The organism is Streptomyces sp. NPDC060198 (genome assembly GCF_042728415.1).
Taxonomy (GTDB): Bacteria; Actinomycetota; Actinomycetes; order Streptomycetales; family Streptomycetaceae; genus Streptomyces.
The window spans coordinates 1-25,701 of record NZ_JBHWZJ010000061.1 but is presented as its reverse complement, the minus strand read 5'-3'; the positions used below and the strand labels follow the sequence as shown (position 1 = coordinate 25,701).

The window sequence follows — 25,701 nt, the reverse complement described above, 5'->3', positions numbered from 1 at the left end:
GGCCGGTGCCCCGGTCCGGCGGACGTGATGAGCTAATGAGTGGCATGACCTATTTCATGTACGACATCACGGGCACTCCGGTCGAGGAGCCCGACGCCGACGCCGTACGGGCGGCCGTGGCCTCCCTCGGCGAGAGCGACCGCGAGAACCCGGACATCTCGCTCACCCACGACTCCGGCTGGTCGCTGACCGCCTACGCGGGAGGGCTGCTGCTCTGGGAGAACGTGGAGGACGACACGCTCGTCCCCGGCGTGATCGAGAAGGCCACCACCGAGGACGTGCTCCGGCTGTTCGGCAGGCTCGCCGAGGGGGACACCGACACGGTGGAGGCGGAGGGCTGGCGCCGCGAGTGAACCGGCGCGGGCGGGCGGGCGCGGGCGGTCCGGGGCGGTTCAGCCCAGGACGACCGCGCCCAGCCACGCCCCGACCACCAGCAGACACGCGTACAGCTCCACCAGCAGCGCGTAACCCGTGGCCCGCATCACCGACCTGACCGAGGCCCGGCCGGCGCTCCGGGACCCCAGCCGCAGCCGCTCGACGCCGTAGACACCGCCGACGTAACCGAGGGCACCGCCCACCACCGGCAGCACGAAGAACCCCCCGATGGCGGACAGCCCGCCGATGAGCAGGGTCCGGCGCGGTGCCCCCGACTCCCTCGGCCGGCGGGGCGGCAGCAACGGCTTCAGCGCCTGGTTCAGCAGCAGGACGGCCGTCGACCCGATCAGCACCCCCCAGGCGAGCGGCGACACGTCGGTCAGGGCCCACCACAGCACGGCGGCCCAGACGATCGCCTGGCCCGGTACACCGGGGACCAGAACCCCGACCAGCCCGAGCAGCATCACCAGGCCCACGGCGACGAGCTGCCACACACTCATTCGCCCAGACTGCCAAAGGCCCCGCGTTCCCGCGCGTCAGCGCAGGTCCCAAGGGGCGTGCCCGGTCCCGGGACGGCGGCCGCCGTCCCGAACCCGGCCCGAGCGGGCCGTGGCCGGGACCAGGGCCGGGACCAGGGCCGGGATCAAGGCCGGGGTGGGGCCGTGGCCGGGGTCAGGGCCGGGGGTGGACGCGGGCCACCCACCCGCGCTCGTACGCGTGCCAGCCGAGCTGGAGCCTGGTCGACACGCCCGTCAGCTCCATGAGCCCCTTCACCCGGCGCTGAACGGTCCGCAGCCCCAGCTCCAACTGTTTGGCGACACTCGCGTCCGTCAGGCCCGCGAGCAGCAACGACAGGATCTCCAGATCGGTGGAGTCGGGGCCGTTCTCGCCCTCCTTCAGACATCCCTGCTCACCCAGCCGGAGCGGCACCGCCTCGCGCCAGACGGCCTCGAACAGGCCCATCAGCGACTCCAGTAGTCCGCTCGCGTGGACGACCAGGGCCGCGGGCTCGGCGTTCCGGCCGGTCAACGGCACCATGGCCAATGCGCGGTCCGCGACCACCAGTTTCGTCGGCACCCGCTCCACCACCCGGCACTGTTCGTCCCGGCCCAGTGCGGTCGAGATCTCCACGATGCCCTGCGGCAGTGACAGCATCTCCCGCTCGATGATCACGCGGAACGACACCCCGCGCGACGCTGCCCGTTCCTCGGACTCGTTGTCCATGCCGCTCACCGCGATCGGTTTCCCGGTCACCAGCGCGCAGACCTCGAAGACCGCGCCCAGCTGCAACTGGTGGAAGCGCTGGGCCACCGCGCTCGCCCCGGTCACCACCTCCACCAGATCGTGCACGGTCGGTTCGCTCGCCTCGGCGCGGTACTCGGCCGCCAGCAGCGCCGACGCCAGCTCCGCCTGATCCAGTTCGTGCCGCTGCTGGATCAGCAGAGCGCCCAGCGCGACGCCCGGCGGCGCCGCCACCCACCGGTCGGAGCGGGCCGACGACTGTGCGGCGAGCCCTTGCTGTTCCAGTCGGCGCAGGGTCCGCTCGGTCTCCGCCTCCGGCAGTCCCAAACGGTGCGCGAGATGCGGGAGTTCGGCCGCCCCCAAGGCGACCAGCGCGCGATAGGCGGCTTCCTGTCGTTCGTCGAGACCTATGGCACTCAGCATTCTCCTCGGACCCTCCCCGTGCGTCGCGAATCACGCATCACCTGCACCGGCCGATCCGCCGTGGCGGGAAACGGCCACGGCGCAAACCCGCCGCGCCCATCATCCCCGTACCGGTGGCCTCCCTGCCAAGGTGGCCTCGCCCGGGGCTGTTCCACGTGCGCATCGCACGTGCCCGGTACAGCCGCCCCGGCCCACCGGGACCGGCACGCCGGGCGCCCTTCCTGTGGGGGGTGGGGCAGCCCGGCGGGCCCACTCCGGTCACCTTTTTCCGCGGCGACCCGGTTTGGTCCGCCGTTCCCGGTGGACAATGAGGGCATGAGTCAGCAGGGGGAGAACCCCACCGCCCACGAGGACGAGTGGTGGCGCAAGCTCTACGACGGGGCCGCGCCGGACACCGGACCCGCCGCCGTGCGGGACAGTCTGGACGACCGCTTCGACTCCGCCGCGGACGCGGTGAGTTCGCCGGCGCCGCCGGGCCCGCTCGACGGCCGGCCGGGCGCGGGAGCGTACGGCGACGACCCGGCGGCCGGCCCGTACGCCGACGCGGGTCCGTACGCGCCGCACGCCGACGCGGACCTCGACGGGGAGACGGATCCCCGGACCGGCTTCCGGGCCGCCGTGCCCCGGCCCGGGACCGACGACGAGGAGGCGCTCCTCGCGGACCAGGACCACGAGGACACCGTGATCACGGACGCCTGGCCGCGCGCGGTGTCACCCGCGCCGCAGCCGCGCCCGTCCGGGTCCCGCCCGTCCCAGCCGCCCCCGCCGGTGCCGGGACCGCCGCCGCAGCGCCCGCCCGCGCCGCGCACCGTGCCGCCGCCCGGAGCCGTCCGGTTCGCGGCACCGTGGGAGGCGCCCGCCGGGCCGCCGGAACTCCGCACCTTCGCCGTGCCCGTCCCCCCGGAGCCGGAGCCGGAGCCCGCCTCGGGGGAGAGCCGGACCGACACGGCCGGTGGCAGGCATGCAAAGGGCCCCGCCCCGCATGATGCGGATGCGCCGCACCCGGTCACCGGACGCCGACCCGCCGCTCCCGGACACCTCGGGGAGCGCTCGCCGGCCTTCGAGGCCGAGCCCGCCACCCTGCCGGCCACCACCCCGCTCAACCTCGACGGACTCGTTCCCGACACCGTCCTCGACGGCGCCCGGTACGGCACGTACACGCTCCGCACCGTCTCCGTGCGCGGCGACGCGGCCCGCTTCCGCGGCGAACCCCGGAGCGACGCGCTGCTCACCGCCCGGTTCGGCAGCGGCGAGGGCGGCCTCGTCCTCGTCGCAGTCGCCCGGGGAACCCGGGGCGCGGAAGGGGCGCACCTCGCGGCGGCGGATGCCTGCCGTTGGATCGGCGGCGCGGTGGGCCGCAGCCACGCACGGCTCTCCGAGGACATCCGGGCCGGACGCCGGGGCGACCTGAAGTCCGGACTCCACCGGCTCACCGACCGTACCTACGGCAAGCTCCGGTCCCGCGCCACCGAACTGGGGCTGGACCCGCGGGACCATTTCGTCGAACTGCGCTGCCTGCTGCTGTCCGCCGATCCGCGGTGCCGCACCCGGGTCTTCTTCGGCGTCGGCGGCGGAGGCCTCTTCCGGCTCCGCGACGGCGTCTGGCAGGACCTCGAACCCGCTCTCCCGGAGGGCGGGGCGGCCACCGGTGAGGCGGTCGTCGGCTTCGGCTCGCCGCCGCGCGAGCCGGTCGCCACGGGCACGCCCGGCCCCGCCGAGGACCGGCTGACGCTGGACCTCCAGATCGTGACGCCCCCGGGACCGTACATCGAGGACCCGGTGCCTCCACCGTCCGAACCTTTCAGGTTCCGGGCCTCCGTGGCCCGTTCGGGTGACACGCTGCTGCTCTGTTCCCCCGGGCTCGCCGGCCCGATGCGCGCAGAGCCGGCGCTCGCGGGGGAACTCGCCGCGCGCTGGGCTCCCGAAGGCGCACCCGGCCTCGCCGAATTCCTGGCGGATCTCCAGATCCGTGTCGAGGGACACGCCGAGGACCGTACGGCCGCCGCGGTCTGGGAGGCGTAACCGCGCCCGCCGTGGGTTGATGGACTGCGGAGACCGTCCGGCTGCGATTCCCCGGGGTTCGGGAGTTTCGGGTTCCGGAGTCCGGACAGCCGAGCGTGCACGGAGCACGGGCAGAGAGGGCGCATTCCCATGGCCAAGCAGAACGTGTCGGAGCAGTTCGTCGACATTCTCGTACGGGCGGGAGTGAAGCGGATGTACGGCGTCGTCGGCGACAGCCTGAACCCGGTCGTCGACGCCATCCGGCGTCACAAGGGCATCGAGTGGATCCAGGTCCGGCACGAGGAGACCGCGGCTTTCGCGGCAGGCGCCGAAGCGCAGATCACCGGTGACCTCGCGGCCTGCGCAGGCTCCTGCGGCCCCGGCAACCTCCACCTGATCAACGGACTGTACGACGCCCACCGTTCCATGGCGCCGGTGCTCGCCCTCGCCTCGCACATTCCCTCGGGCGAGATCGGACTCGGCTTCTTCCAGGAGACCCATCCGGAGCTGCTCTTCCAGGAGTGCAGCCACTACAACGAGATGATCTCCAACCCGCAGCAGATGCCGCGCCTCCTCCAGACGGCGATCCAGCACGCCATCGGCCGGGGAGGCGTCAGCGTCGTCTCCATGCCCGGTGACGTCGCCTCCCAGCCGGCGCCCGAGAAGTCGGTCGAGCACGCTCTGATCACCTCACGGCCCACGGTCCGCCCGGGCGACGAGGAGATCGACAAGCTCTGCCGGATGGTCGACGAGGCCAAGCGGGTCACGCTGTTCTGCGGCAGCGGCACGGCGGGCGCGCACGCCGAGGTGATGGAGTTCGCCGAGAAGGTGAAGTCGCCGGTCGGCCACGCGCTGCGCGGCAAGGAATGGATCCAGTACGACAACCCGTTCGACGTCGGGATGAGCGGACTGCTCGGCTACGGCGCCGCGTACGAGGCGACCAACGAGTGCGATCTGCTGATCCTGCTCGGCACCGACTTCCCGTACAACGCCTTCCTGCCGACCGACGTGAAGATCGTCCAGGTCGACGTCCGTCCGGAACGGCTGGGACGGCGTTCCAAACTCGATCTCGCCGTCTGGGGCGACGTGCGCGAGACACTGCGCTGCCTCACGCCGAGGGTCAAGCCGAAGAGCGACCGCAAGTTCCTCGACCGGATGCTGAAGAAGCACGCCGACGCGCTGGAGGGCGTGGTCAAGGCGTACACCCGCAAGGTCGAGAAGCACGTGCCGATCCACCCGGAGTACGTGGCCTCGGTCCTGGACGAGATCGCCGACGAGGACGCGGTGTTCACCGTCGACACGGGCATGTGCAACGTCTGGGCGGCACGCTATCTGACGCCCAACGGCAGGCGGCGGGTGATCGGTTCGTTCAGCCACGGCTCGATGGCCAACGCCCTGCCCCAGGCGATCGGCGCACAGTTCACCGATCGCAACCGCCAGGTCGTCTCGATGTCCGGCGACGGCGGATTCTCCATGCTGATGGGCGACTTCCTCACTCTCGTCCAGTACGACCTGCCGATCAAGGTCGTCCTGTTCAACAACTCCTCCCTCGGCATGGTGGAGTTGGAGATGCTGGTCGCCGGACTGCCCTCGTTCGGCACGACCAACAAGAACCCGGACTTCGCCGCGGTGGCGCGTGCGGCCGGTGCCTACGGCGTCCGGGTGGAGAAGCCGAAGCAGCTGGAGAGCGCCCTGCGGGACGCCTTCAGGCACAAGGGGCCGGCGCTGGTGGACATCGTCACCGATCCGAACGCCCTGTCCATCCCGCCGAAGATCAGCGCCGACATGGTGACCGGCTTCGCACTCTCCGCCGGGAAGATCGTGCTGGACGGAGGGGTGGGCCGGATGCTCCAGATGGCCCGCTCCAACCTGCGCAACGTCCCTCGGCCGTGACCCGTCGGGCACCACGGGGGACGCGGACCCGGTCGGGCCCGCGCCGCCGGTGGGGGGCGGCGGCGCGGGCGGAACCGGATGTCGTGGTGGGAGTGACCCGTCAGCAGCCGTGGTCGACGAGGTCGAAGGTCACGTAGTGGTCGGCGGTGTAGTAGTCCTGCACCGCCGAACCGGTGACGATCCGCCGGGCGCCCCTGGTCGAGGAACCCGGCGTGACCACCGTGTACTCGTGGTAGTAGCCGGTGGCCTTGGCGGGCAGGACGCCCTCGCGGTTCTGGAACACCACGCCGTCCTGCGAGTAGGGGAAGGGGCCTCCGGCGTCGATGAGATCGAGCGTGTCGTGCGCCTGGGACGGGAGGGCGGAGTAGCAGATGCTGCCGACCGAGGCGGCGGAGAGCAGTGCGTAGGGGGCGGAGGCGGCGTACGCCGGGGAGGAGGCGTACGCCGCGGTGGAGGTGGGGGAGGGGTCCGTGACGGCGGCCGACGCCGGGGCGCCGACGAGGAGCGCGGACAGGAGGGCGGCGGTGCCGCCGAGCGTGATGACCCGTGGGGGGATTCGCATGGGCCCTATGATGACGCGCGTAGATCCCTCCGCGTCAACGGTAACTCCGGGAAGTTTTCAGGAAGTTAACCCAGGGCGTCGCCCGTCGGAGCCGCCGTGCGCGACCAAGCGTGATCGTGCGGTGACGGGGCATGCATTGCGTGAGGGCGTTCGAGGGATCGAGGCAGAAGGAGGCTGATTCGGCGTGCGGTCGGGGGACATGATGGAACGTCACGACAAGGCCGGGCACCGCGGAAGCGGTGGACGGCCCCCCGGCGGGGGAGAGGGGCAGGGCGAGTGTCTGTACCGCCGCCTCGGACACACGGACAGCTCCGCGGTCGGAAAGGTCCGGCGTGATCTCCGGGACTTCCTCCGGCCCCGGATCGGCACCGAGGCCGTGGAGACCGCGGAACTGCTGTTGAGCGAACTGCTGACCAACGCGCTGATCCACACCCGCAACGGTGCGGCCGTCACGGCCACGGTCCAGGGGGCGAAGGTCAGGGTGGAGGTGCGTGACTTCGCGTCGGGCATGCCCCGGTCGTACGTACCGAACGCCGACGACGGTACGCACGGCCGGGGGCTGATCCTGGTGCGGAGCCTCGCGGACGCCTGGGGGGTGGAGAAGCAGGCGCTGGGCAAGGTGGTCTGGTTCGAGGTGGCCGGTTGAGGCCGCCGGGTGCACTCAGCCGAACTGCTGCTCAAGGTCCTTGAGTTTGCGCTCCAGGGAGTCGAGACGCGGCAGGGCCTGGGTGTCGTCCTCGGCGGTGAGGTCGACCAGCGGCTCGCCGCCGGGACCGGAGCCCGGCGTGCCGTTCCTCGCGCCGGCGGCTTCGCCCGCCGTCCGCTGCGAGCCGCTGACGGCCTGCAACGGTGGCCGGGGCCGCAGCGGCAGTTGGCCCGGTTCCGTCGTGGCGGATTCCACGGCGGGCCGCTCCGGGACCGGCGAGGGGGGCAGGGCCGGAGCCTCCACCTGGCGGCCGTTCCGGCCCCTGTTCCAGGCGCGGTTCTGCCTGTTGAGCGCCTTGATGTGGGCTCGGTCCAGCTTCTCCTGGCCCCGCCTGCGCAGGCGGTCCTGCTCCTGCTCGCGGCGGTCCTCGCGCACCTCGTCCACCGCCTCGTCCAGGGTGCGCACACCTTCGAGGAGCATCAACGACCACGCGTCGAAGGTCTCCCGCGGGGCGCGCAGCCAGCGGACGATCCGGATCTGCGGCAACGGCCGGGGAACCAGGCCCTGTTCGCGGAGTGCGGCCCTGCGGGTCTGCTTCAGCGCGCGGTCGAAGAGCACGGCCGCCGAGAGTGACATCCCCGCGAAGAACTGCGGTGCGCCCGCGTGGCCGAGGCCGCGCGGGGCGTGGACCCAGTTGAACCAGGCCGCCGCCCCTGCGAACGTCCACACCAGCAGCCGCGATCCGAGCGCCGCGTCTCCGTGGCTCGCCTCCCGTACGGCCAGCACGGAACAGAACATGGCCGCACCGTCGAGACCGAACGGGACGAGGTACTCCCAGCCTCCGCCGAGGCCGAGGTTCTGCTGGCCGAAGCCGACGAGGCCGTGGAAGGACAGCGCGGCGGCGACGGCCGCGCAGCAGAACAGCAGGAGGTAGGAGGCCGTCGCGTAGAGGGCTTCCTTGCGCCTGCGGCGGTCCTCGCTGCGTTCCCAGGTGTCGTCGGCCGAGGCCTTGCCGGCCGCACGCTTGCCGCGTGCGACCACCGTCACCGCCGCCAGGACTCCCACGAGCAGTACGGCGCCCGGAAGCAGCCAGTCGAGCGACATGTCGGTGAGTCTCATGCGCGGTTCCTCGGGTCACGTAGGGCGTTTTCGGACGCCATCGTGACGGAACTTCCGCCCGTTCCAAGCGGATTCGGGGCAAGAGCACGCCTTCGGGGGGCCTGGAACGTACAGGTGACCCCATTTTGGTCGAACTGCCGCACGATATCGAGGAGTTGCATTCGAGAGGGACTCCCTCGTGCGGGTGGTGTCGATCAGGGGGCCGTGGCGAGCCTCTTCACGCGGTCGCTGTCGCACGTGCGCGGGCAGGTCACGCAGGTGTCCTCGGGGCGCAGCGTGTAGAAGAGACAGCAGCTCGCGCGGTCGCGGGTCGGCAGCGACTCGCCGCCCGGGCCGGTCAGTTCGCGGAAGCCGGCCGCCCCGACGTAGGGCTTGGTGGCGCCCGGGAGCAGGCGTTCCAGCTCGGTCATCGCCCGGGTCTCCTCGCCCAGCAGATGGGCGATGTACCAGAGGCCCTCGACGATCTCGTCCGTCGCCATGCCCCACAGCGCCCGCTTCCCGCGCCGCATGCGCGGTCCGAAGCCCTCCAGGACCGGGCCCATGTGGGCGGCGACGGAGGCCAGCACCTCGGCCCGGAGCGCCGCTTCGTCCGGCACGACGCGCGCGTCGGGGTGCGAGGCCGCCGGGTCGTCGGGCAGGCAGGCGAATTCCGGTACGCGGACGGCGAAGTGGCCCAGTGCCCGCTGGAACGCCACGTCCTCGACCGGGACCCGCGGCACCCTCCGGTGCAGGAACCACGGCAGGGTCACCAGCAGGCAGGCGGGCCAGGCGTACCGGTGGAGCCCGAAGCTGGCCACCACGTCCGGGCGGGCCCGCTGCTGGTAGTCGCGCAGGATCTGTGCCTCGTCCCACTCCAGGAAGGTGTCGACCACCGCGCCGCCCGAGGCGAGCGCGTCGGTGCGCACCCAGCCGGAGCCGGAGGGCAGTGGTGCCGTCCGGTCGAGTACGTCGGTGCGCAGCCCGGGGAAGACCTCGGCGAGGCGCGCGTACGCGGAGGCCACCGGGGAGGCCGGTGCGGCGGTGCCTACGGGCACCGGGGGAACGGTCATGCGGGACCACCGAATCGCGAGCGCTGGCAGGCAAGGCTTACCTTACCCGACGTGATCGACGTGTGGACCTCGGGCTCCTGCGCCTATCGTGCACGGGTGGCGCCGTCCGAGAGGGACGACGCGGTCGGGGCGGGACGGGTGCGAGGAGGACCGGTGGAGCAGGGCAGAACGCGGCAGGACGCGCCGGCGTACTCCGCGTACCCGGCGGTGCGTCCCGGTGCTTCCGGGGCGTTCGAAGCGTCCGGAGCCGGTACGGCCCCCCGGGTGCCCGCGCAGGCGGGGCACGGCTCGGCGCGGGGCGACCACACCCACGGCGAGGCCGCCGTGACCCCTCCCGTCCACCGGTATTCCGTACGCGGGCAGATCCTGGACGCCCTGCGGGACGCCCTGGCCTCGGGGGAGCTCGTCCCGGGGCACGTGTACTCCGCCCCCGCGCTCGGCGCGAGCTTCGGGGTGTCCGCCACCCCGGTGCGCGAGGCGATGCAGCGGCTGGCCGCCGAGGGGGCGGTGGAGGTCGTCCCGAACCGGGGCTTCCGCATCGTCGAGCGCGGCCCGCGCGAACTGGCCGAGCTGGCCGAGGTCCGTGCGCTGATGGAGGCACCCGTCGTGCTGCGGCTCGCCCGGACCGTGCCGGCCTGCCGCTGGGCGACGCTGCGCCCGCTGGCGGAGGCCACGGTCGCGGCGGCGGCGACCGGCGACCGCTCGGCCTACACGGAGAGCGACCGCGCCTTCCACCGGGCGGTGCTCGGGTTCGCCCAGAACGCCCAGTTGGTGGCCCTCGCCGACGACCTCCACCGTCGCTGTCCCGGACCGCTTCCGGGGACCGCGCCGGGCCGGCCCGCGAGCCTGCGGGCCGACGCGGCGCAGCACACCGCACTGCTGGACGCGCTGAGCGATCGTGACCTGACGGCCGTGCGGGCCCTGGTGGCGGAGCACTACCGGAGCCCGGCGGACGCCTGAAAGCGGCTCGGGCGGCCTCCGGGGCACGCGTGCGCGTGCGCCCGGGGCGGGGGCCGGGCGCACGCGGACCCGGGCCGGGCTCAGTTCGCCGCGGCGACCTGCGGCTCCGGCGGCTCGTCGAGCAGCGGGGCGAGCCAGGTGGGTACACCGCCCAGCAGCCGGAAGAGGCGGCCCGCCTCGGCGCGCAGCCGGGTGGCCACCGGTTCCGTCTCGGTCTCGGCGAGGGAGATCAGCGCGGGTGCCGTGCCGACGAGATAGCCCAGCTCCTCCCGTATCCGCAGCGACTCCGCGAACCCGTGGCGTGCCTGCGGCAGATCCCCCTCGCTCAGGGCCAGGGACGCCAGGTGGCGCCAGGTGAAGGAGAGCAGTAACGCGTCCCCCTGGGCGGTGGCACCCGTGTGCGCCCGGCGGAAGGCGGTCCGCGCGGAGTCGGGCGCCCGGGCGATGTTCTGCGCGATCAGCCCGCGCCGGAAGTCCAGCAGGGGCCGGCCCGGTGCGTCCGGGGCGAGCAGGGCCGCCGCGCGGCTCAGCGCCACGGACGCCTCGTCGGCGCGGTCGCGGATGCCGAGCAGGGTGGAGGCGTACGCGAGGTAGCCGCGCTCGCAGGCCGCGGCTCCCCGCTCGGCGTTGTCCTTGGCGAGCGCCTCGGCCGTCCGCAGGGCTTCCTCCGCCTCGGTCCAGCCCTCGGTCGTGTAGAGGCAGCGCTCGGTCAGCAGCGTGGTGCGCTGGAGGGCCGCGACCGGGTCGGTCGCGGCGCTCGGGCCGAGCAGGGCTGCGGCGTCCGTCCAACAGGCGCGGGAGCGCAACCGCCACACCGCGGTCAGGAGAGGAGGTTCGTCATCGGCTGTCGTTCCGGACCCAGACATGGCGGTGTACGCCACATTGCCTCCCCGAGCGCGCCATTGAGCTGTTGAGTGTGGGCGCATCTCAGCACGGATCGGCAGCCCGGCCAAGAGGGCGGGCCAGGTTCAGGTGAAAGATTTCACAAACGAGTGTCGGCCTTGTCGCGCCCGGGCGGTGCCCGGCCGGACGAGGAAGGTCAGCTCATGCGCAGGGCGAGGAAGAAATCGAGCTTGTCCTCCAGCCGGGCGAGGTCGCGACCCGTCAACTGCTCGATACGCCCGACGCGGTAGCGCAGCGTGTTGACGTGCAGGTGGAGGCGGGTCGCGCAGCGGGTCCAGGAACCGTCGCACTCCAGGAACGCCTCCAGCGTCGGGATCAGCTCGGCGCGGTGGCGTTCGTCGTAGCTCCGCAGCGGGTCCAGCAGCCGCGCGGTGAAGGCCCGTCGTACGTCGTCCGGGACGAACGGCAGCAGCAGTACGTGCGAGGCCAGCTCGTCGTGGCCCGCCGCGCAGACCCGGCCCGGTCGGGCCGCCGCGACCCGGCGGGCGTGCCGGGCCTCCTCCAGTGCGCCGTGCAGCCCTTCGGCCGAGTGGACGGCCGCGCTGACGCCCAGCGTGAGCCGGCCGTCGTCCGCGAGTCCCGCCGAGAGCGGCTCGCGCACCGCGTCCAGCAGGGTGCTCGCGCGCAGAGCGGGGTCCGCCCCGTAGGCGGAGCCGTCGTTCCCGGGCCCCTCGCCGGGTGCCTGCCCGGGCGGGGCGACCGCCGGCAGCGGTACGAGCGCGATGGCCTCGTCCTCCGTGTACGCCACCGCTATCCGGTCGGCCGAATCCGGCCCGGTGACCGCCGGATCGACCAGGATCTCCTCCAGCAGCGCCTGGGCCACCGGCCCCCCCGCGTGGTCCTGTGCGCCGCTGCGGACGGGGGAGCCGCCTTCCGGGGCCGCCTCCCACTCCACCCGTGCCACCACGACCTGCCAGTGCGGTGCGGTACCGAGGCCGGGCAGCAGCACCGGTGCCGCCACCCGCAGCCGGGCCGCGATCTCGGCCGGGGCGGCGCCGGTCTGCACGAGCTCCAGCACCTCCTGGGCCAGCCGCCGACGCACCGTGCGCGCGGCGTCGCGCCGGTCGCGCTCCACGGCGATCAACTGGGTGACCCCCTGGAGCAGGTCCAGCCGAGCCTCGGGCCAGTCGCCCGGGTCGGCCTCCACCGCGAGGAGCCACTCCGAGAGGGTGGACCCGCGTGGGTCCTGCGGGTCGGGCACGGCGCTCCGGCCGGTGTTCCGGATCGGGAAGAGCGCGTACGTGGTGCCGTCCACCGAGGTCGCGTGCGGACCCCGGCGACCGGTCCTGGCCGCCGCCAGGTGACGGCCCGCGAGAGCCGTCGCGACCGGGCCGGGCAGCGGTTTCCCCGCGTCGGCGATCCGGCGTCCGGTGGGCGAGAGCACCCACGCCGACAGGGACAGATCCCCGGCGAGCAGGTCCAGTACGACCTCGGGGCCGCCGCCCGCCGGGCCGGAGGTCATCAGCCTGCGGTGCCGGTCCACGACGGCGGCCAGGTCTCCGGCGCGCTCGCCCGACACCTGCCGTACGACGTGTTCGGTGATCGTCGCGAAGGCAACCGTCTCGTTCACCGCGAAGAGCGGCATGCGGTGGCGCAGACAGGCCTCGACCAGGTCGCCGGGTATGGGTCCGAGCTCCGCCTCGCCCGCCGCCAGTGCGCTGACCCCGGCCTGGGCGAGTATCCGCACGAAAGGCTCGGAGTCCGCTGCGTCCCGGCGCCACGCCAGTCCGGTGAGCACGACCTCGCCGCCGGAGAGGTAGCGGCTGGGGTCGCGCAGGTCCGTCGTCATGACGCCCCGGACCGGACGGTCCAGCTCGTCCTCGCCGCCGAGCAGCCGCAGCCCCAGCGCGTCCGTGTCCAGCAGTGCGCGCAGCCGCATCTCGTTGCCGCCGATCTGTTTTTTCCGTAGGTCCAGGGCCCCGGTGAAGGTCCAGGAGCCCAGTGATGGTCCAGGAGTCCTGTGAATTGCGGCGAGGTTTCCGACCCTCACCATTCGTTCGAATCTACAAGACGAGCGAGGAGACCAGCCAACTCCTTCATTGTTTCGGTGACTGCACCGGTTGGAGCACGGCTTGTGTACTGAAGGACACCCTGCGTCAACAACTGATGAAGAGCGACCGCTCCCCGGCCCCACGGGGCCCCTCCACCCTGCGCAGCCCATCGAGAAGAGAGCCACTCATGGACTTCCTTCGACCCGCCGCCTGGGAGGACGCGCTCGCCGCCAAGGCCGAGCACCCGGCGGCCGTCCCGCTGGCGGGCGGCACGGACGTCATGGTCGAGATCAACTTCGACCACCGCCGCCCGGACCACCTCCTCGACCTGAGCCGGATCGGCGAACTCTCCCGGTGGGAGGTCGGCGAGCGGACCGTACGCCTCGGCGCCTCGGTGCCGTACAGCGCGATCATGGAACACCTGCGGACCGAGCTGCCCGGACTGGCCCTCGCCGCGCACACCGTCGCCTCCCCGCAGATCCGCAACCGGGGCGGCGTCGGCGGCAACCTCGGCACCGCCTCACCGGCCGGGGACGCGCACCCGGCGCTGCTCGCCGCGGGCGCGGAGGTCGAGGCGGTGTCGGTGCGCGGCACCCGGATGATCCCGATCGACGCGTTCTACACCGGCGTCAAACGGAACGCGCTCGCCCCCGACGAACTCATCCGCGCCGTGCACGTCGCGAAGGCGGACGGCCCGCAGCAGTTCTCCAAGGTCGGCACCCGCAACGCCATGGTCATCGCCGTCTGCGCCTTCTCGATCGCCCTGCACCCCCGGACGCGCACGGTGCGCACCGGCATCGGCTCCGCCGCGCCCACCCCGGTCCGCGCCACCGCCGCCGAGGAGTTCCTGAACGCCGCGCTCGACGAAGGCGGCTTCTGGGAGAGCGGCGACATCATCACCCCCTCCGTCGCCCGCGAATTCGCCGGCCTCGCCTCCGGAGCCTGCAACCCGATCGACGACGTCCGCGGCACCGCCCGCTACCGCCGGCACGCGGTCGGCGTCCTCGCCCGCCGCACCCTCGGCTGGACCTGGGAGCAGTACCGCACCGGCCGCACCCTCGAAGGAGCCCGCTGACCATGCGCGTCCACTTCACTGTCAACGGCCGGCCGCAGCAGGCGGACGACGTCTGGGAGGGCGAGTCCCTCCTGTACGTCCTGCGCGAACGCATGGGCCTGCCCGGCTCCAAGAACGCCTGCGAACAGGGCGAGTGCGGCTCCTGCACCGTCCGCCTCGACGGAGTGCCCGTCTGCGCCTGTCTGGTCGCCGCCGGGCAGGCCGAGGGCCGCGAGGTCACCACCGTCGAAGGGCTCGCCGACTACGCCCGCCACCGCGCCGACGCCCACCCCGGCAGCGGCTGCGCGGCCCGGGGCTGCGGCACCGGCCTCGACGAGGCCCGCGCGTGGCAGGCCGCCCCAGGACCCGACGGCCCCCCGCTCTCCCCGGTCCAGCAGGCCTTCATCGACGCCGGAGCCGTGCAGTGCGGCTTCTGCACCCCCGGACTCCTGGTCGCCGCCGACGAACTGCTCGAACAACGGCCCTCCCCGTCCGACCAGGACATCCGCGAGGCGCTCTCCGGCAACCTCTGCCGCTGCACCGGCTACGAGAAGATCCTCGACGCGGTCCGCCTCGCCGCCGCCCGCTCCGGAGCGGCGGTCCGGCCATGACGAAGACGACCACCGGCACCCCGGTCGGCCTCACCCAGCACTCACCCACCCGGGGCGGGATCGGCGAGTCCACCCTCCGCCCCGACGGCACCCTCAAGGTCACGGGGGAGTTCGCCTACTCCTCCGACATGTGGCACGAGGACATGCTCTGGGGGCACACCCTGCGCTCCACCACCGCGCACGCCGAGATCCGCTCCATCGACGTCGCGGAGGCGCTCGCCACCCCCGGCGTGTACGCGGTGCTCACCCACGACGACCTGCCCACCGCCGTGAAGAACTACGGCCTGGAGATCAAGGACACCCCCGCCCTCGCCCACGGCCGGGTCCGCCACCACGGCGAACCGGTCGCCCTGGTCGCCGCGGACCACCCCGAGACCGCCCGCCGCGCCGCCGCGAAGATCCGCGTCGACTACGCGGAACTCCCCGTCGTCACCGACGAGGCATCCGCCACCGCCCCGGACGCCGTCCTGCTCCACGAGGGCCGCGACGACCATTACAGCGCGCACGTCCCGCACCCCAACGTCGTGCACCGCCAGCCGGTCGTGCGCGGCGACGCGGCGGCGGCAGCGGCCCGCGCTGACGTGATCGTGCGCGGCAGTTACGTCTTCGGCATGCAGGACCAGGCGTTCCTCGGCCCCGAGTCCGGACTCGCCGTACCCGCCGACGACGGTGGCGTGGACCTCTACGTCGCCACCCAGTGGCTGCACTCCGACCGGGGGCAGATGGCGCCCGTCCTCGGCCTCCCCGAGGAGAAGATCCGGATGACGCTGGCCGGTGTCGGCGGCGCCTTCGGAGGCCGCGAGGACCTGTCCATGCAGATCCACGCCTGCCTGCTCGCGCTGCGCACCGGCAAGCCGGTCAAGATGGTCTACAACCGCTTCGAGTCCTTCTTCGGACACGTCCACCGCCACCCCGCCCGGCTCACCTACGAGCACGGCGCGACCCGCGACGGCAGGCTGACCCACGTGAAGTGCCGCATCGTGCTGGACGGCGGCGCCTACGCCTCGTCCTCTCCGGCCGTCGTCGGCAACGCCGCATCGCTCTCGGTGGGACCCTACGCCGTGGACGACGTCGACATCGAGGCGCTCGCCCTCTACACCAACAACCCTCCCTGCGGCGCGATGCGAGGCTTCGGAGCCGTCCAGGCCTGCTTCGCGTACGAGGCGCAGATGGACAAGCTCGCCGCGGAACTCGGTTTGCACCCGGTGGAGTTCCGCCGGATCAACGCGATGGAGCAGGGCACCCTGCTGCCCACCGGGCAGCCCTGCGACTCGCCCGCACCCGTCGCCGAACTCCTGCGCCGCGTCAAGTCCCGCCCGCTGCCGCCCGAGCGGCAGTGGCTGGCCACCGGGCCGGTCGACCTGCGCGCACTGCCCGGCGGCCTCTCCAACACCACGCACGGCGAGGGCGTCGTACGGGGCGTGGGGTACGCGGTCGGGCTGAAGAACGTCGGCTTCTCCGAGGGCTTCGACGACTACTCCACCGCCCGGGTCCGGATGGAGGTCATCAACGGCGAGGCCGTCGCGACCGTGCACACCGCGATGGCGGAGGTCGGACAGGGCGGTGTCACCGTGCACGCCCAGATCGCGCGCACCGAACTCGGCGTCGGCCAGGTCACCGTCCAGCCCGCCGACACCCGGGTCGGCTCGGCCGGCTCCACCTCCGCCTCCCGCCAGACGTACGTCACCGGCGGCGCGGTCAAGAACAGCTGCGAGGCCGTCCGGGAGCGCGTGCTGGAACTGGGGCGCGCCAAGTTCGGTACGTACCACCCCGCTTGGGCCACCGCCGAACTGCTACTGGAGGACGGCAAGGTCGTCACCGTCGGCGGTGAGGCCCTCGCCGGCATCGCCGACGTCCTGGGAGACGAGGTGGTCGAAGTGGAGCTGGAGTGGCGCCACCGCCCCACCGAACCCTTCGACCTCCGCACCGGCCAGGGCAACGGCCATGTGCAGTACTCCTTCGCCGCCCACCGCGCCGTCGTGGAGGTGGACACCGAACTGGGACTCGTGAAGGTGGTCGAACTCGCCTGCGCCCAGGACGTCGGGAAGGCCCTCAACCCGCTCGCCGTCGCCGGACAGATCCAGGGCGGCACCACCCAAGGGCTCGGCGTCGCCGTGATGGAGGAGATCCTCGTCGACCCGAAGACCGCCAGAGTCCGCAACCCGTCCTTCACCGATTACCTGATCCCGACCATCCTCGACACCCCGCCCATCCCCCTCGACGTCCTCGAACTCGCCGACCACAACGCCCCGTACGGTCTCCGGGGCGTCGGCGAGGCCCCCACCCTCTCGGCCACCCCCGCCGTCCTCGCCGCGATCCGGGCGGCGACGGGCCTGGAACTCAACCGCACCCCGGTACGCCCCGAGCACCTCACCGGCACCTGACCCGTTTCCCGGCGCGACGTCCCCTGTTCCGACGCCGCACGAGAGGAGAGAAGCATGCTGGACATCGCCGCCGAACTGCACCGATGGACCGTGCAGGGAAGGGACTTCGCCGTCGCCACGGTCGTCCGGGTCACCGGGAGCGCACCTCGACAGCCGGGCGCCGCCCTCGCCGTCGACCAGGCCGGCGAGGCGGTCGGCTCGGTCTCGGGCGGCTGCGTGGAGGGTGCGGTGTACGAACTGTGCCGTCAGGCCCTGGACGACGGGATCACCGTGCGCGAGCGGTTCGGCTACAGCGACGACGACGCCTTCGCGGTCGGCCTCACCTGCGGCGGGACCATCGAGGTGCTGGTCACCCCGGTCCGGGCCGGCGACGGCGTCCGGCCGGTCGTGGCGTCGGCGCTCGCGGCATCGGCGGCCGGACTGCCCACCGCGCTCGCCCGGGTCGTCGACGGCCCGCCCGAACTCCTGGGGCGGGCCGTGGTCGTTGCCCCGAGTGCTGCGGGGGCAGGTGGCGATGACGGTACGTCAACTTCATCGGAAGATTTCGAGCGCGCCGTCGTCGCGGAAGCGCGGGCGATGCTGGACGGCGGGCGCACCGGCCCGGTCACCGTCGGCACGGGAGGCTCGCGGTGTGGCCTACCCGTCACCGTGTTCGTGGAGTCGAGCGTGCCGCCACCCCGCATGATCGTCTTCGGGGCCGTCGACTTCGCTTCCGCACTGACCCGCGCTGCCGCGTTCCTCGGCTACCGGGTCACGGTCTGCGACGCCCGGCCCGTCTTCGCCACGGCCGCCCGCTTCCCCGAGGCCGACGAGATCGTCGTCGACTGGCCGCACCGCTACCTCGCGACGGCCGAGGTCGACGCGCGTACCGCACTCTGCGTCCTCACCCACGACCCGAAGTTCGACGTACCGCTGCTGAAGACCGCCCTGCGGTTGCCCGTCGGGTACATCGGCGCCATGGGATCGCGGCGCACCCACCGTGACCGGGAAGCGGCGCTGCGGGAAGAGGGCGTCACCGCGCACGAACTGGGCCGTCTGCACTCGCCGATCGGGCTGGACCTCGGGGCGCGGACGCCCGAGGAGACGGCCCTCTCGATCATGGCGGAGATCGTCGCCGAGCGGCACGGCGGCAGCGGCGCGCGGCTCACCGGCGCCCGTACCCCGATCCATCACACGGCGGCCCCCTTCACGGGCGCCGGCCCCGTGGATGTCGCCACTCCGGACGTCGCCGTCCTGAACGCCCTTTTCGCTCCGGGCGGTTAGCCGCCACGGCGGCTTCCTGCCAATACGAAACCGCTTTGCCGCCCGTCATTTACCGGTAGATCAGCACCATGACATTTTCAGCCCCCTCCGTTTCCGGCCGGGCGAGACCCGCTCGTCAGGGACGCACACTCCTCCTCATGGCGACTTCCGTCGCGCTCGTGAGCGGTGTCATGCTTCCCGTCGCCGGTTCCGCTTCGGCATCCCCCCACCCGGCGAACCCCCAGGCTCCCCTCGCGCATCCCCGGCAGGCGGCCGAACCGCAGAGCCACGACGTCACCCTCGTCACCGGCGACGTGGTGCACTACGTCGAGGGAGTCGGAGCCGGCGACGACGGCACGGTCACCGTCGACCGCCCGGACGGCGCGACCGGCGGCGTCCACGTGCAGCAGGCCGGTGACGACCTCTACGTCCTGCCCGACGAGGCCACCTCCCTCCTCGCCGCGGGCAAGCTCGACCGCAGGCTCTTCAACATCTCCGCGCTGATCGCAATGGGGTACGACGACGAGGGGACCGGCGGTATCCCGCTGATCGCCACCTACCCGCAGTCCGTGGCGCGTTCGCTGCCCGTCGCGCCGGACGGCGCCAGGAAGACGCGCACCCTGGAGTCGATCCACGGAGCGGCACTCACCGCCGACAAGGCGGACGCCCGGACCTTCTGGCAGGACATCTCCGGTTCGCAGAAGGCCCGTTCGCTGGACGCGGGCCTGTCCAAGCTCTGGCTCGACGGCCGTTCGACGGCCCTGCTCTCCGAATCGGTACCGCAGATCAACGCCCCCGCCGCCTGGGCGGAGGGGTACGACGGCACGGGCATCAAGGTCGCGGTGCTCGACACCGGTATCGACGCCGACCACCCGGACGTCAAGGACCGTGTCCTGGAGTCGAAGAGCTTCGTCCCGGGCGAGGACGTGGACGACAAGAACGGCCACGGCACCCACGTGGCCTCGACCGTCGCGGGCTCCGGCGCGGCGTCGGGCGGGCTGAACAAGGGCGTCGCCCCCGGCGCGGGGCTGCTGATCGGCAAGGTGCTCGGCGACAGCGGCGAGGGCGCCGACTCCGGCATCATCGAGGCGATGGAGTGGGCGAAGGCCGAAGGCGCCGACGTCGTCTCCATGAGCCTCGGCGCCCCGGTGCCGGACGACGGCAGCGACCCGATGGCCCAGGCGGTCGACGTCCTCTCTGCGGACGGCGGCCCCCTCTTCGTCATCGCGGCCGGCAACTCCTACGGCGCCGGTACCATCAGCGCCCCCGGCTCCGCCGCCGAGGCGCTCACCGTCGCCGCCGTCGACAAGCAGGACAACCGCGCGGACTTCTCCTCCATGGGCCCGCTGATCAACACCCACGGCCTGAAGCCGGACCTCTCCGCCCCGGGCGTCGGCATCAACGCGGCGGCCTCCCAGTCGGTCCCCGGCATGGAGGGCATGTACCAGTCGATGGACGGTACGTCGATGGCCACCCCGCACGTCGCCGGTGCCGCCGCCATCCTCAAGCAGCGCCACCCCGACTGGTCCGGCAGCCGGCTCAAGGACGCGCTGATGAGCTCGTCCAGGCCACTCGACGCGTACACCCCGTACGAGCAGGGCACTGGACGCGTCGACGTCAAGGCGGCGGTCGACACCACGATCGTGGCCACCGGCTCCGTCGAGGTCGCCGACTACGCCTGGCCGCACGACGCCTCCGACGAGGTGGCCGAGCGCACCATCACCTACACCAACACCGGCAAGCAGGACGTCACCCTGCACCTGGCGACCGACTCTGACTCCGAGGCGTACACCCTCGCCACCCCGGAGCTGACCGTCCCCGCCGGGTCCACCGCCGAAGCGGTGCTCTCGATCGACCCGGCCGAGGTCGACGCGGGCACCCTCTTCTCGGGACAGGTCCTCGCCACCGACGCGACCGGCGCGACCGTCGCCCACACGGGCTTCGCGGTGTCCAAGGAGGAGGAGCGCTACGACCTCACCATCCAGCTCCGCGGCCGCGCGGGTGAACCGGTCGACGGCCAGGTCGTCTTCGCCGCACTCGAAGACCCTACGCTGCGCGTCGTCAACGTCTCGGGCGACACCACGCTGCGGCTTCCCCCGGGCAACTACTCCGCCTGGTCCACACTCGACATCGACGGTGACCGCACCGACTCCAAGGCGCTCGCCTTCCTCGCCGCACCCGAGACGATCCTCGGCACCGGCCCGCGGACCATCACCCTCGACGCGTCGAAGGCCCGCAAGATCAGCGCGCGGGCCCCGCAGGAGTCCGAGACCCGACAACTCCGCTACGACATGGCCCGGACCTCGCCCAGCGGTCTGGTCCAGCGCGACCTCTACCAGATCCCGTTGATCTACGACGAGTTGTGGGCGGCCCCCACCAAGAAGGTCACCCAGGGCAGCTTCAGCTTCCTGACCCGCTGGCGCCTGGGCGAGGAGCTGATCGACGTCACGGCCGACGGCGACGACGTCCCGGTCACCCCGCAGGTCGGCTCCGTGGTCGCCGAGGACCGCGAGCAGAAGCTCGACGCCGTGTACGCGGACGACGGAAGTGCCGCCGCCTACAAGGGACTCCGTGCCAAGGGCAAAGCCGTGGTCATCACCCGCAGCGACGCCGTCGCCCCCGCCGACCGGCTCGCCAACGCGGTCGCGGCGGGTGCCGAAGCGCTCTTCGTCGTCAACGACGGCCGAGGCATCGCCATGGAGTCCTACACCGAGTGGGGCACCGAGTCTGCGATTCCGGTCGCCTCCGCACAGACCATCGCCGGACAGTCCCTGATCAAGGCCGCCCTGCGCGGCAAGAAGATAGCCGTCGACCAGAAGAAGTTCGCCGACTACCTCTACGACCTCGTCGACCGCCACGACGGCACCATCCCCGACCGGTCCCTGGCCTTCACCCCGTCCACCCGCCAACTCGCCAAGGTGGAGAACACCTTCTACGGCGCCAGGAAGACGCTCGGCGCCGGCTACCGCTACGACATCCCCGAGTACGGCCCGGGCGTGGGATTCGACGAGTACGAGAGCTACCCCGGCGTCCGCGAGGAATGGGTGACCCCGCTGCCCGGCGACTCCTTCTGGTACGAGGACCACTCCGTCCTCAACGCCACCGCCACCGACATCGCGGCCCAGATGCGCAGTGCCTCACTCGACTACACGGCGGGCCGCACCTACCGGGACGAATGGTTCGCCCCGGTCACCTCCCCGCGCCTCGGCACCGGCTACTGGGGCCCCTTCCGTACCTCCTACGACGACATGCAGTTCAACATCACCCCGTGGACCGACTCGGGCGACGGGCACTCCGGATCCATGCCGGAGGACGAGTACGACACCACCAGCTACGCCTTCTACCAGGGAGACACCCTGATCAAGGAAGGCGCGGGCCGGGCGGGGTACGCCTGGGAGCTGTCACCCGAGAAGCTGCCGTACCGGTTGGTCCTCGACTCCCGTCGGGACGCCGGGACCTGGAAGTCCTCCACCCGTACCCACAGCGAGTGGTCGTTCCGGTCCGGGGCGCTGGCACCTGGCGAGAGCGGCTACGCCCAGGCCGACATCCCTCTGATCCAACTGGACTTCGACGTCGACACCGACCTCGCCGGTGACGTGAAGGCGGGCAAGAAGGTCGAACTCGGCCTCGGTGCCGGGACGCAGGCCTGGCTGGACGGCGCGGTGAAGGCGACGAGCGCCTCCCTGCAGGTCAGTTACGACGACGGTGCCCAGTGGAGCACCGTCAAGCTGCGCAGGACCGCGTCCGGACAGTGGGCCGCGACGTTCACCCCGCCGAAGAAGGGGGCCTCCTCGGTCTCCCTCAAGGCGCACGCCGAGGGCCCGGACGGCCTCGCGGTGGACGAGGAGATCATCAGGGCCTTCGGCCTGAAGTGACCTCCGTGCACTGAGAACCGATGGTGGCCCCGTACCCCTTCTGCCGCCGAGGGGTACGGGGCCATCGTGCGCCCGCGACGAAGGGCTGTGTTACGCGGCGGAGACGGTCTTGCCGGCGCCCTTTACTCGTCGGCGTGCCCCGCGCGCTCTCGACACGAACACCGCCGCCGACAGGGCGGGCACGGCTGCCAGCGCGAAGCACACCGCCGTCGGCAGCCGGTCCACACCCAGGCCCGCCGCTGCGGCGCCCAGTGAACTCCCCGCGTTGAAAGCGGTGTTGGCCCAGGCCCCGGCGCGGGTGCGGGCTTCCTCGTGGACCGCGGCGTCGGCCAGCAGGTACGCCGTCGTGATCACCGGAGAGACGAACAGCCCGGCGACACCGGCGAGCGCCAGCAGGACGGACACGTGCGGGGAGAGACCGGCGACGGCCAGCGCCGCGCCGAACGCCCCGGTCAGGGCGGCCGCCCTCGCGACACCGCCCTCCCGCCGGGCCAGCGCGCCGTGGGCGAGGCCGCCGACCGCGCTTCCGGCCGACAGGGCGGCCAGCACCCAGGCCGCGGCCTGGGGGCGGTCCGGCGCGAAGGCCACGACCAGGAGGTCCAGTGCCCCTAGCCCCAGCCCGACGCCGGCCATGACGGTCACGGCGTGGCGCACGCCCGCCGTCCGCAGCGGTGACGGGCGCCCGGAGCCATCGACGCCCGCCCCGCCGGTGACGTCCGCGCGGACGGCCCTTCCGCCCGCGGTGCGGGCGGCCTCCCCGGCGCGGACGGCAGGGGAGTACGCGAGCGTGAGCGCCCCCGCCAGGACGAGAGCGGCGCCGGCGGCCAGACCAGCTGCCGGGACCGCGTGGAGGACGAGGAGCCCGACGAGCAACGGGCCGCTGACGTAGAGCAGTTCCTCGGCCACCGCGTCCAGGCTGTACGCCCTGCGCAGGAGGTCGCGGTCGCTCAGGAGGGCGCTCCACAGGGCACGCATCACCGGCCCCATCGGGGGCATGCAGAAGCCGGCGGCCACCGAGAGCGCCACCAGCCGCCACTCCGGTGCCCCGGGCCGCCAGGTCTCCCGGGCCAGCACGGCGAGCAGGAGCGCGTAGGCGCCGGCCATCGGCGGAAGGGCCCGGCGGGCTCCGTACCGGTCCAGCAGGGCGGCCCGTGCGGGGGAGAGAACGACACCGGCGGCCCCGAACAGGGCCCCGGCGAGTCCGGCCGCCGCGTAGGAGCCGGTCGTCCCGGAGACGGCGAGCATGAGGGAGAGCGGCACCGTCCCGTAGGAGAGGCGCCCGAACAGAGAGGCGACGAAGGCCGTCGGGGCGAGCGGGGTACGGAGAACGGCCCGATAGGAGAGGGAAGACATGGGAGTTCCTCGGAAAGGCGGCGCGCGGGCGCGACGCGGGCGTGCGGGGACACCGGAGTGCCGCTGCCACCGAGTGGGAGCGTGCGCGGAGCGGTGTCCTGGACCGTGTCTGACCATTCGCGTCGGATCGGCGGGAATGGCCGGGCAGGGCCTAAGCACGGGAGAGGAACATGGGCCGCAGCCTACCGAGCCGGTCCGGCCCGGCGTAAGGGCGCGTGCCGGGGCGGACCGGCACCTGCTCCCGGCCCGCCCGCGCGTCGCCCGCCGATTCCGGATCAGCCGCCGGCCTGGAGGGCCTCCCAGGTCGCCGTACCGACGATGCCGTCCACCGTGAGTGCGTGGTCGGTCTGGAAGGTGCGTACGGCGGTGGCGGTACCCGAACCGAATTGGCCGTCGATGGCGACGGTCGAGCCGAGGGCCGCCGTCAGCGACCGCTGGAGGCGCCTGACGTCGTCACCGGTGCTGCCCTGCCGCAGGTCCGGGGTGGCACCGGCCGACAGCAGAGCCGTCCAGGTCTTCGCGCCCACGATGCCGTCCGCGCTGAGTCCGCGGGCCCGCTGGAAGTTCTGGACCGCCGTCTTGGTCTCGGTGCCGAACACCCCGTCCTGCGCACCGGCCTCGTAACCCTGGGTGTTGAGGAGCTGCTGCACGGCCTTGACCTGGGAGCCGCTGGAGCCGGACTGCTGGGTCGTGTAGGTGGCGAAGCTCAACGCGTCCGTCGTTCCACCGGTGGTGCCGTCGACCAGCTGCATGTAGGTGGTCCAGTCCCAGTAGGGGCCCGGGTCCGTGTGGTCGTTTCCGGGCGCCTCGCTGTGCCCGATGATGTGCGTCCGGTCCTTCGGGATGCCGTGCCTGTCGCAGAGGTAGCGGGTGAGTGCCGCCGAGGAGCGGTACATCGCGTCCGTGAACCAGCTCGGGTCGTCGATCCAGCCCTCGTGCTCGATGCCCAGGGCCGAGGCGTTGGCGCTCTTGGCGTGGTACGCGGTGTCGCTGTCGCGCACCATCTGGGTGATCTGGCCGTCCGAGGAGCGGATCACGTAGTGGGCGCTGACCACGGCCGCGGGGTCCTGGAACCAGCTGATCGAGCCCGCGTACGAGCCCTGCGTGACGTGGATGACGATCTTGTCGATGTCCGCGGTCCGGCCCACCTTGTAGTTGGTGGTGGCGGCGGGCACCCAGAGCGCCGAGGGGTAGTCCGCCGACCGGGTGCTGACGTCCGGCGGCGCGATGGTGCCCTTCTCCGGGGAGACCGGACGCGAGGTGACGGTGACCTCCTCGCCCTCGGGGGTCCTGCCTCGCAGACCACCGGCGAGGAAGGAGTAGACGGCGTCCGCGTAGAGCGCGGCGGCCGGCCCGTCGGCGCCGCCGTACCGGGCGACGGCCGGGTACCAGGAGTCGACGTCGAGCCGCTCGTCCCCGTCGAGCCCGAGGGAGTCGGCGTACGAGCGGAGCACGGCGGCGCCGCCGAGGACGTTCGTCGCGGTGTCCTCGCGCAGCCGGGCGGCCGAGGCTCCGGTGAGGGCGGCGGCCTTCTCCAGGGAGCGGTTGGTCGGGTTGCTCACCAGGTGCATGACGCCGTAGCCGTTGTCCTGGCTGGGGAGTCCGTGGTGGCCGTCGAAGTGCGTCTCGCCGTAGCCGACCGCCGCGAGCAGGTCGCGGGGTACGCCGTACTCCGCGGCGGCGCGGGCGAAGGCCCGGTTCAGGGAGTTGGCGGTCGGGTCCGGCGCGGCCGACGCCGGGGTCGGCGCTCCCGCCGTCACGACGGCCGCGACGGTGAGGGCCGCCAGGGCGGCGGCGGAGGCGCGACGGCGCGCGGGGGCCGCGGGGCGTCTGGGCATGTCTGCTCCTGCGTGTGTGGGGGGAGAGGGAGCCCTCGGTCCCGGTGGGGTGGGCGAAGGGCTGCCGAGCGGGCACAGGCTATCCATGTGAAGAATGCATGACAACGACGCCACCGTGCGGCGCGCCGGGTCAACACCTCATCGGAGCAATACAACTGACGGTACGTCCGTACATGGCGG

19 protein-coding genes are annotated in these 25,701 nt (G+C 72.7%); 10 read left to right on the top strand and 9 right to left on the bottom strand.

Features of this window, described 5'->3' with window-relative positions; genetic code table 11:
- Positions 1–44: 44 nt before the first annotated feature.
- Complete coding sequence (locus tag ACFWEP_RS11250; RefSeq protein ID WP_387368766.1) at positions 45–353, top strand: hypothetical protein; 309 nt, start codon at positions 45–47, stop codon at positions 351–353.
- A 39-nt stretch (positions 354–392) separates the two neighbouring features.
- Here the strand turns inward: ACFWEP_RS11250 and ACFWEP_RS11245 are convergent, their stop codons facing one another.
- Together ACFWEP_RS11245 and ACFWEP_RS11240 are read right to left on the bottom strand one after the other, a co-directional pair.
- Positions 393–875, bottom strand: coding sequence for a DUF456 domain-containing protein (locus ACFWEP_RS11245; protein ID WP_387368764.1), 483 nt, complete (start codon positions 873–875; stop codon positions 393–395).
- Positions 876–1,047: 172 nt separating this feature from the next.
- Positions 1,048–2,040 carry a helix-turn-helix domain-containing protein gene (locus ACFWEP_RS11240; protein ID WP_387368762.1) on the bottom strand — a complete coding sequence of 331 codons (993 nt, stop codon included), beginning with the start codon at positions 2,038–2,040 and terminating at the stop codon, positions 1,048–1,050.
- A 315-nt stretch (positions 2,041–2,355) separates the two neighbouring features.
- Here ACFWEP_RS11240 and ACFWEP_RS11235 point away from each other — a divergent pair, with 315 nt between their 5' ends.
- Positions 2,356–4,062, top strand: coding sequence for a protein phosphatase 2C domain-containing protein (locus ACFWEP_RS11235; protein ID WP_387368760.1), 1,707 nt, complete (start codon positions 2,356–2,358; stop codon positions 4,060–4,062).
- Positions 4,063–4,191: 129 nt separating this feature from the next.
- Complete coding sequence (locus ACFWEP_RS11230) at positions 4,192–5,934, top strand: pyruvate dehydrogenase (RefSeq protein ID WP_387368758.1); 1,743 nt, start codon at positions 4,192–4,194, stop codon at positions 5,932–5,934.
- Positions 5,935–6,034: 100 nt separating this feature from the next.
- Here ACFWEP_RS11230 and ACFWEP_RS11225 read toward each other — a convergent pair whose 3' ends face one another.
- The gene (locus tag ACFWEP_RS11225; protein WP_387368756.1) at positions 6,035–6,496 is read right to left on the bottom strand and encodes a ribonuclease domain-containing protein; all 462 of its coding nucleotides are present in this window, start codon (positions 6,494–6,496) and stop codon (positions 6,035–6,037) included.
- A gap of 280 nt (positions 6,497–6,776) precedes the next feature.
- Between ACFWEP_RS11225 and ACFWEP_RS11220 the strand changes: the two genes are divergently transcribed.
- The gene (locus ACFWEP_RS11220) at positions 6,777–7,142 is read left to right on the top strand and encodes an ATP-binding protein (protein ID WP_387368770.1); all 366 of its coding nucleotides are present in this window, start codon (positions 6,777–6,779) and stop codon (positions 7,140–7,142) included.
- A gap of 15 nt (positions 7,143–7,157) precedes the next feature.
- Here ACFWEP_RS11220 and ACFWEP_RS11215 read toward each other — a convergent pair whose 3' ends face one another.
- A complete protein-coding gene (locus ACFWEP_RS11215; protein WP_387368754.1) occupies positions 7,158–8,261 on the bottom strand; it encodes a DUF2637 domain-containing protein in 1,104 nt (367 codons plus the stop codon).
- Positions 8,262–8,455: 194 nt separating this feature from the next.
- Positions 8,456–9,310 (bottom strand): (2Fe-2S)-binding protein, encoded by an 855-nt coding sequence (locus ACFWEP_RS11210; protein ID WP_387368752.1) that lies wholly within the window; start codon positions 9,308–9,310, stop codon positions 8,456–8,458.
- Between the two features lie 153 nt (positions 9,311–9,463).
- Between ACFWEP_RS11210 and ACFWEP_RS11205 the strand changes: the two genes are divergently transcribed.
- Positions 9,464–10,270 (top strand): GntR family transcriptional regulator, encoded by an 807-nt coding sequence (locus tag ACFWEP_RS11205; RefSeq protein WP_387368750.1) that lies wholly within the window; start codon positions 9,464–9,466, stop codon positions 10,268–10,270.
- Positions 10,271–10,350: 80 nt separating this feature from the next.
- Here ACFWEP_RS11205 and ACFWEP_RS11200 read toward each other — a convergent pair whose 3' ends face one another.
- A complete protein-coding gene (locus tag ACFWEP_RS11200; protein WP_387368748.1) occupies positions 10,351–11,136 on the bottom strand; it encodes a hypothetical protein in 786 nt (261 codons plus the stop codon).
- A gap of 173 nt (positions 11,137–11,309) precedes the next feature.
- Positions 11,310–13,052, bottom strand: a complete 1,743-nt coding sequence (locus ACFWEP_RS11195) for a PucR family transcriptional regulator (RefSeq protein ID WP_387368768.1) — start codon at positions 13,050–13,052, stop codon at positions 11,310–11,312.
- Positions 13,053–13,351: 299 nt separating this feature from the next.
- Between ACFWEP_RS11195 and ACFWEP_RS11190 the strand changes: the two genes are divergently transcribed.
- The 5 genes from ACFWEP_RS11190 (at position 13,352) to ACFWEP_RS11170 (ending at position 22,330) form a co-directional block, all read left to right on the top strand.
- Positions 13,352–14,239: an FAD binding domain-containing protein gene (locus ACFWEP_RS11190; protein WP_387368746.1), complete on the top strand. Its 888-nt coding sequence runs from the start codon at positions 13,352–13,354 to the stop codon at positions 14,237–14,239.
- A gap of 2 nt (positions 14,240–14,241) precedes the next feature.
- Positions 14,242–14,829, top strand: coding sequence for a (2Fe-2S)-binding protein (locus tag ACFWEP_RS11185; protein ID WP_387368744.1), 588 nt, complete (start codon positions 14,242–14,244; stop codon positions 14,827–14,829).
- Positions 14,826–17,213 (top strand): xanthine dehydrogenase family protein molybdopterin-binding subunit, encoded by a 2,388-nt coding sequence (locus ACFWEP_RS11180; protein ID WP_387368742.1) that lies wholly within the window; start codon positions 14,826–14,828, stop codon positions 17,211–17,213. Before ACFWEP_RS11185 ends, ACFWEP_RS11180 begins: the two co-directional genes overlap by 4 nt.
- Positions 17,214–17,267: 54 nt before the next feature.
- Positions 17,268–18,476, top strand: coding sequence for an XdhC family protein (locus tag ACFWEP_RS11175; protein ID WP_387368740.1), 1,209 nt, complete (start codon positions 17,268–17,270; stop codon positions 18,474–18,476).
- 137 nt (positions 18,477–18,613) lie between these two features.
- Positions 18,614–22,330, top strand: a complete 3,717-nt coding sequence (locus ACFWEP_RS11170; RefSeq protein ID WP_387368738.1) for a S8 family serine peptidase — start codon at positions 18,614–18,616, stop codon at positions 22,328–22,330.
- A gap of 90 nt (positions 22,331–22,420) precedes the next feature.
- On the opposite strand, the gene ACFWEP_RS11165 is transcribed toward ACFWEP_RS11170, so the two are convergent.
- Positions 22,421–23,683 (bottom strand): MFS transporter, encoded by a 1,263-nt coding sequence (locus ACFWEP_RS11165; protein WP_387368736.1) that lies wholly within the window; start codon positions 23,681–23,683, stop codon positions 22,421–22,423.
- Positions 23,684–23,958: 275 nt separating this feature from the next.
- On the bottom strand, positions 23,959–25,521 hold the full coding sequence (locus ACFWEP_RS11160; protein ID WP_387368734.1) for a peptidoglycan-binding protein: 1,563 nt from the start codon (positions 25,519–25,521) through the stop codon (positions 23,959–23,961).
- Positions 25,522–25,701: the final 180 nt, after the last annotated feature.

Coding starts and splice junctions, on each gene's coding strand:
- ACFWEP_RS11250 (WP_387368766.1), top strand. CDS start 45: ATGACCTATTTCATGTACGACATCACGGGCACTCCGGTCGAGGAGCCC.
- ACFWEP_RS11245 (WP_387368764.1), bottom strand. CDS start 875: ATGAGTGTGTGGCAGCTCGTCGCCGTGGGCCTGGTGATGCTGCTCGGG.
- ACFWEP_RS11240 (WP_387368762.1), bottom strand. CDS start 2,040: ATGCTGAGTGCCATAGGTCTCGACGAACGACAGGAAGCCGCCTATCGC.
- ACFWEP_RS11235 (WP_387368760.1), top strand. CDS start 2,356: ATGAGTCAGCAGGGGGAGAACCCCACCGCCCACGAGGACGAGTGGTGG.
- ACFWEP_RS11230 (WP_387368758.1), top strand. CDS start 4,192: ATGGCCAAGCAGAACGTGTCGGAGCAGTTCGTCGACATTCTCGTACGG.
- ACFWEP_RS11225 (WP_387368756.1), bottom strand. CDS start 6,496: ATGCGAATCCCCCCACGGGTCATCACGCTCGGCGGCACCGCCGCCCTC.
- ACFWEP_RS11215 (WP_387368754.1), bottom strand. CDS start 8,261: ATGAGACTCACCGACATGTCGCTCGACTGGCTGCTTCCGGGCGCCGTA.
- ACFWEP_RS11210 (WP_387368752.1), bottom strand. CDS start 9,310: ATGACCGTTCCCCCGGTGCCCGTAGGCACCGCCGCACCGGCCTCCCCG.
- ACFWEP_RS11200 (WP_387368748.1), bottom strand. CDS start 11,136: ATGTCTGGGTCCGGAACGACAGCCGATGACGAACCTCCTCTCCTGACC.
- ACFWEP_RS11195 (WP_387368768.1), bottom strand. CDS start 13,052: ATGCGGCTGCGCGCACTGCTGGACACGGACGCGCTGGGGCTGCGGCTG.
- ACFWEP_RS11190 (WP_387368746.1), top strand. CDS start 13,352: ATGGACTTCCTTCGACCCGCCGCCTGGGAGGACGCGCTCGCCGCCAAG.
- ACFWEP_RS11185 (WP_387368744.1), top strand. CDS start 14,242: ATGCGCGTCCACTTCACTGTCAACGGCCGGCCGCAGCAGGCGGACGAC.
- ACFWEP_RS11180 (WP_387368742.1), top strand. CDS start 14,826: ATGACGAAGACGACCACCGGCACCCCGGTCGGCCTCACCCAGCACTCA.
- ACFWEP_RS11175 (WP_387368740.1), top strand. CDS start 17,268: ATGCTGGACATCGCCGCCGAACTGCACCGATGGACCGTGCAGGGAAGG.
- ACFWEP_RS11170 (WP_387368738.1), top strand. CDS start 18,614: ATGGCGACTTCCGTCGCGCTCGTGAGCGGTGTCATGCTTCCCGTCGCC.
- ACFWEP_RS11165 (WP_387368736.1), bottom strand. CDS start 23,683: ATGTCTTCCCTCTCCTATCGGGCCGTTCTCCGTACCCCGCTCGCCCCG.
- ACFWEP_RS11160 (WP_387368734.1), bottom strand. CDS start 25,521: ATGCCCAGACGCCCCGCGGCCCCCGCGCGCCGTCGCGCCTCCGCCGCC.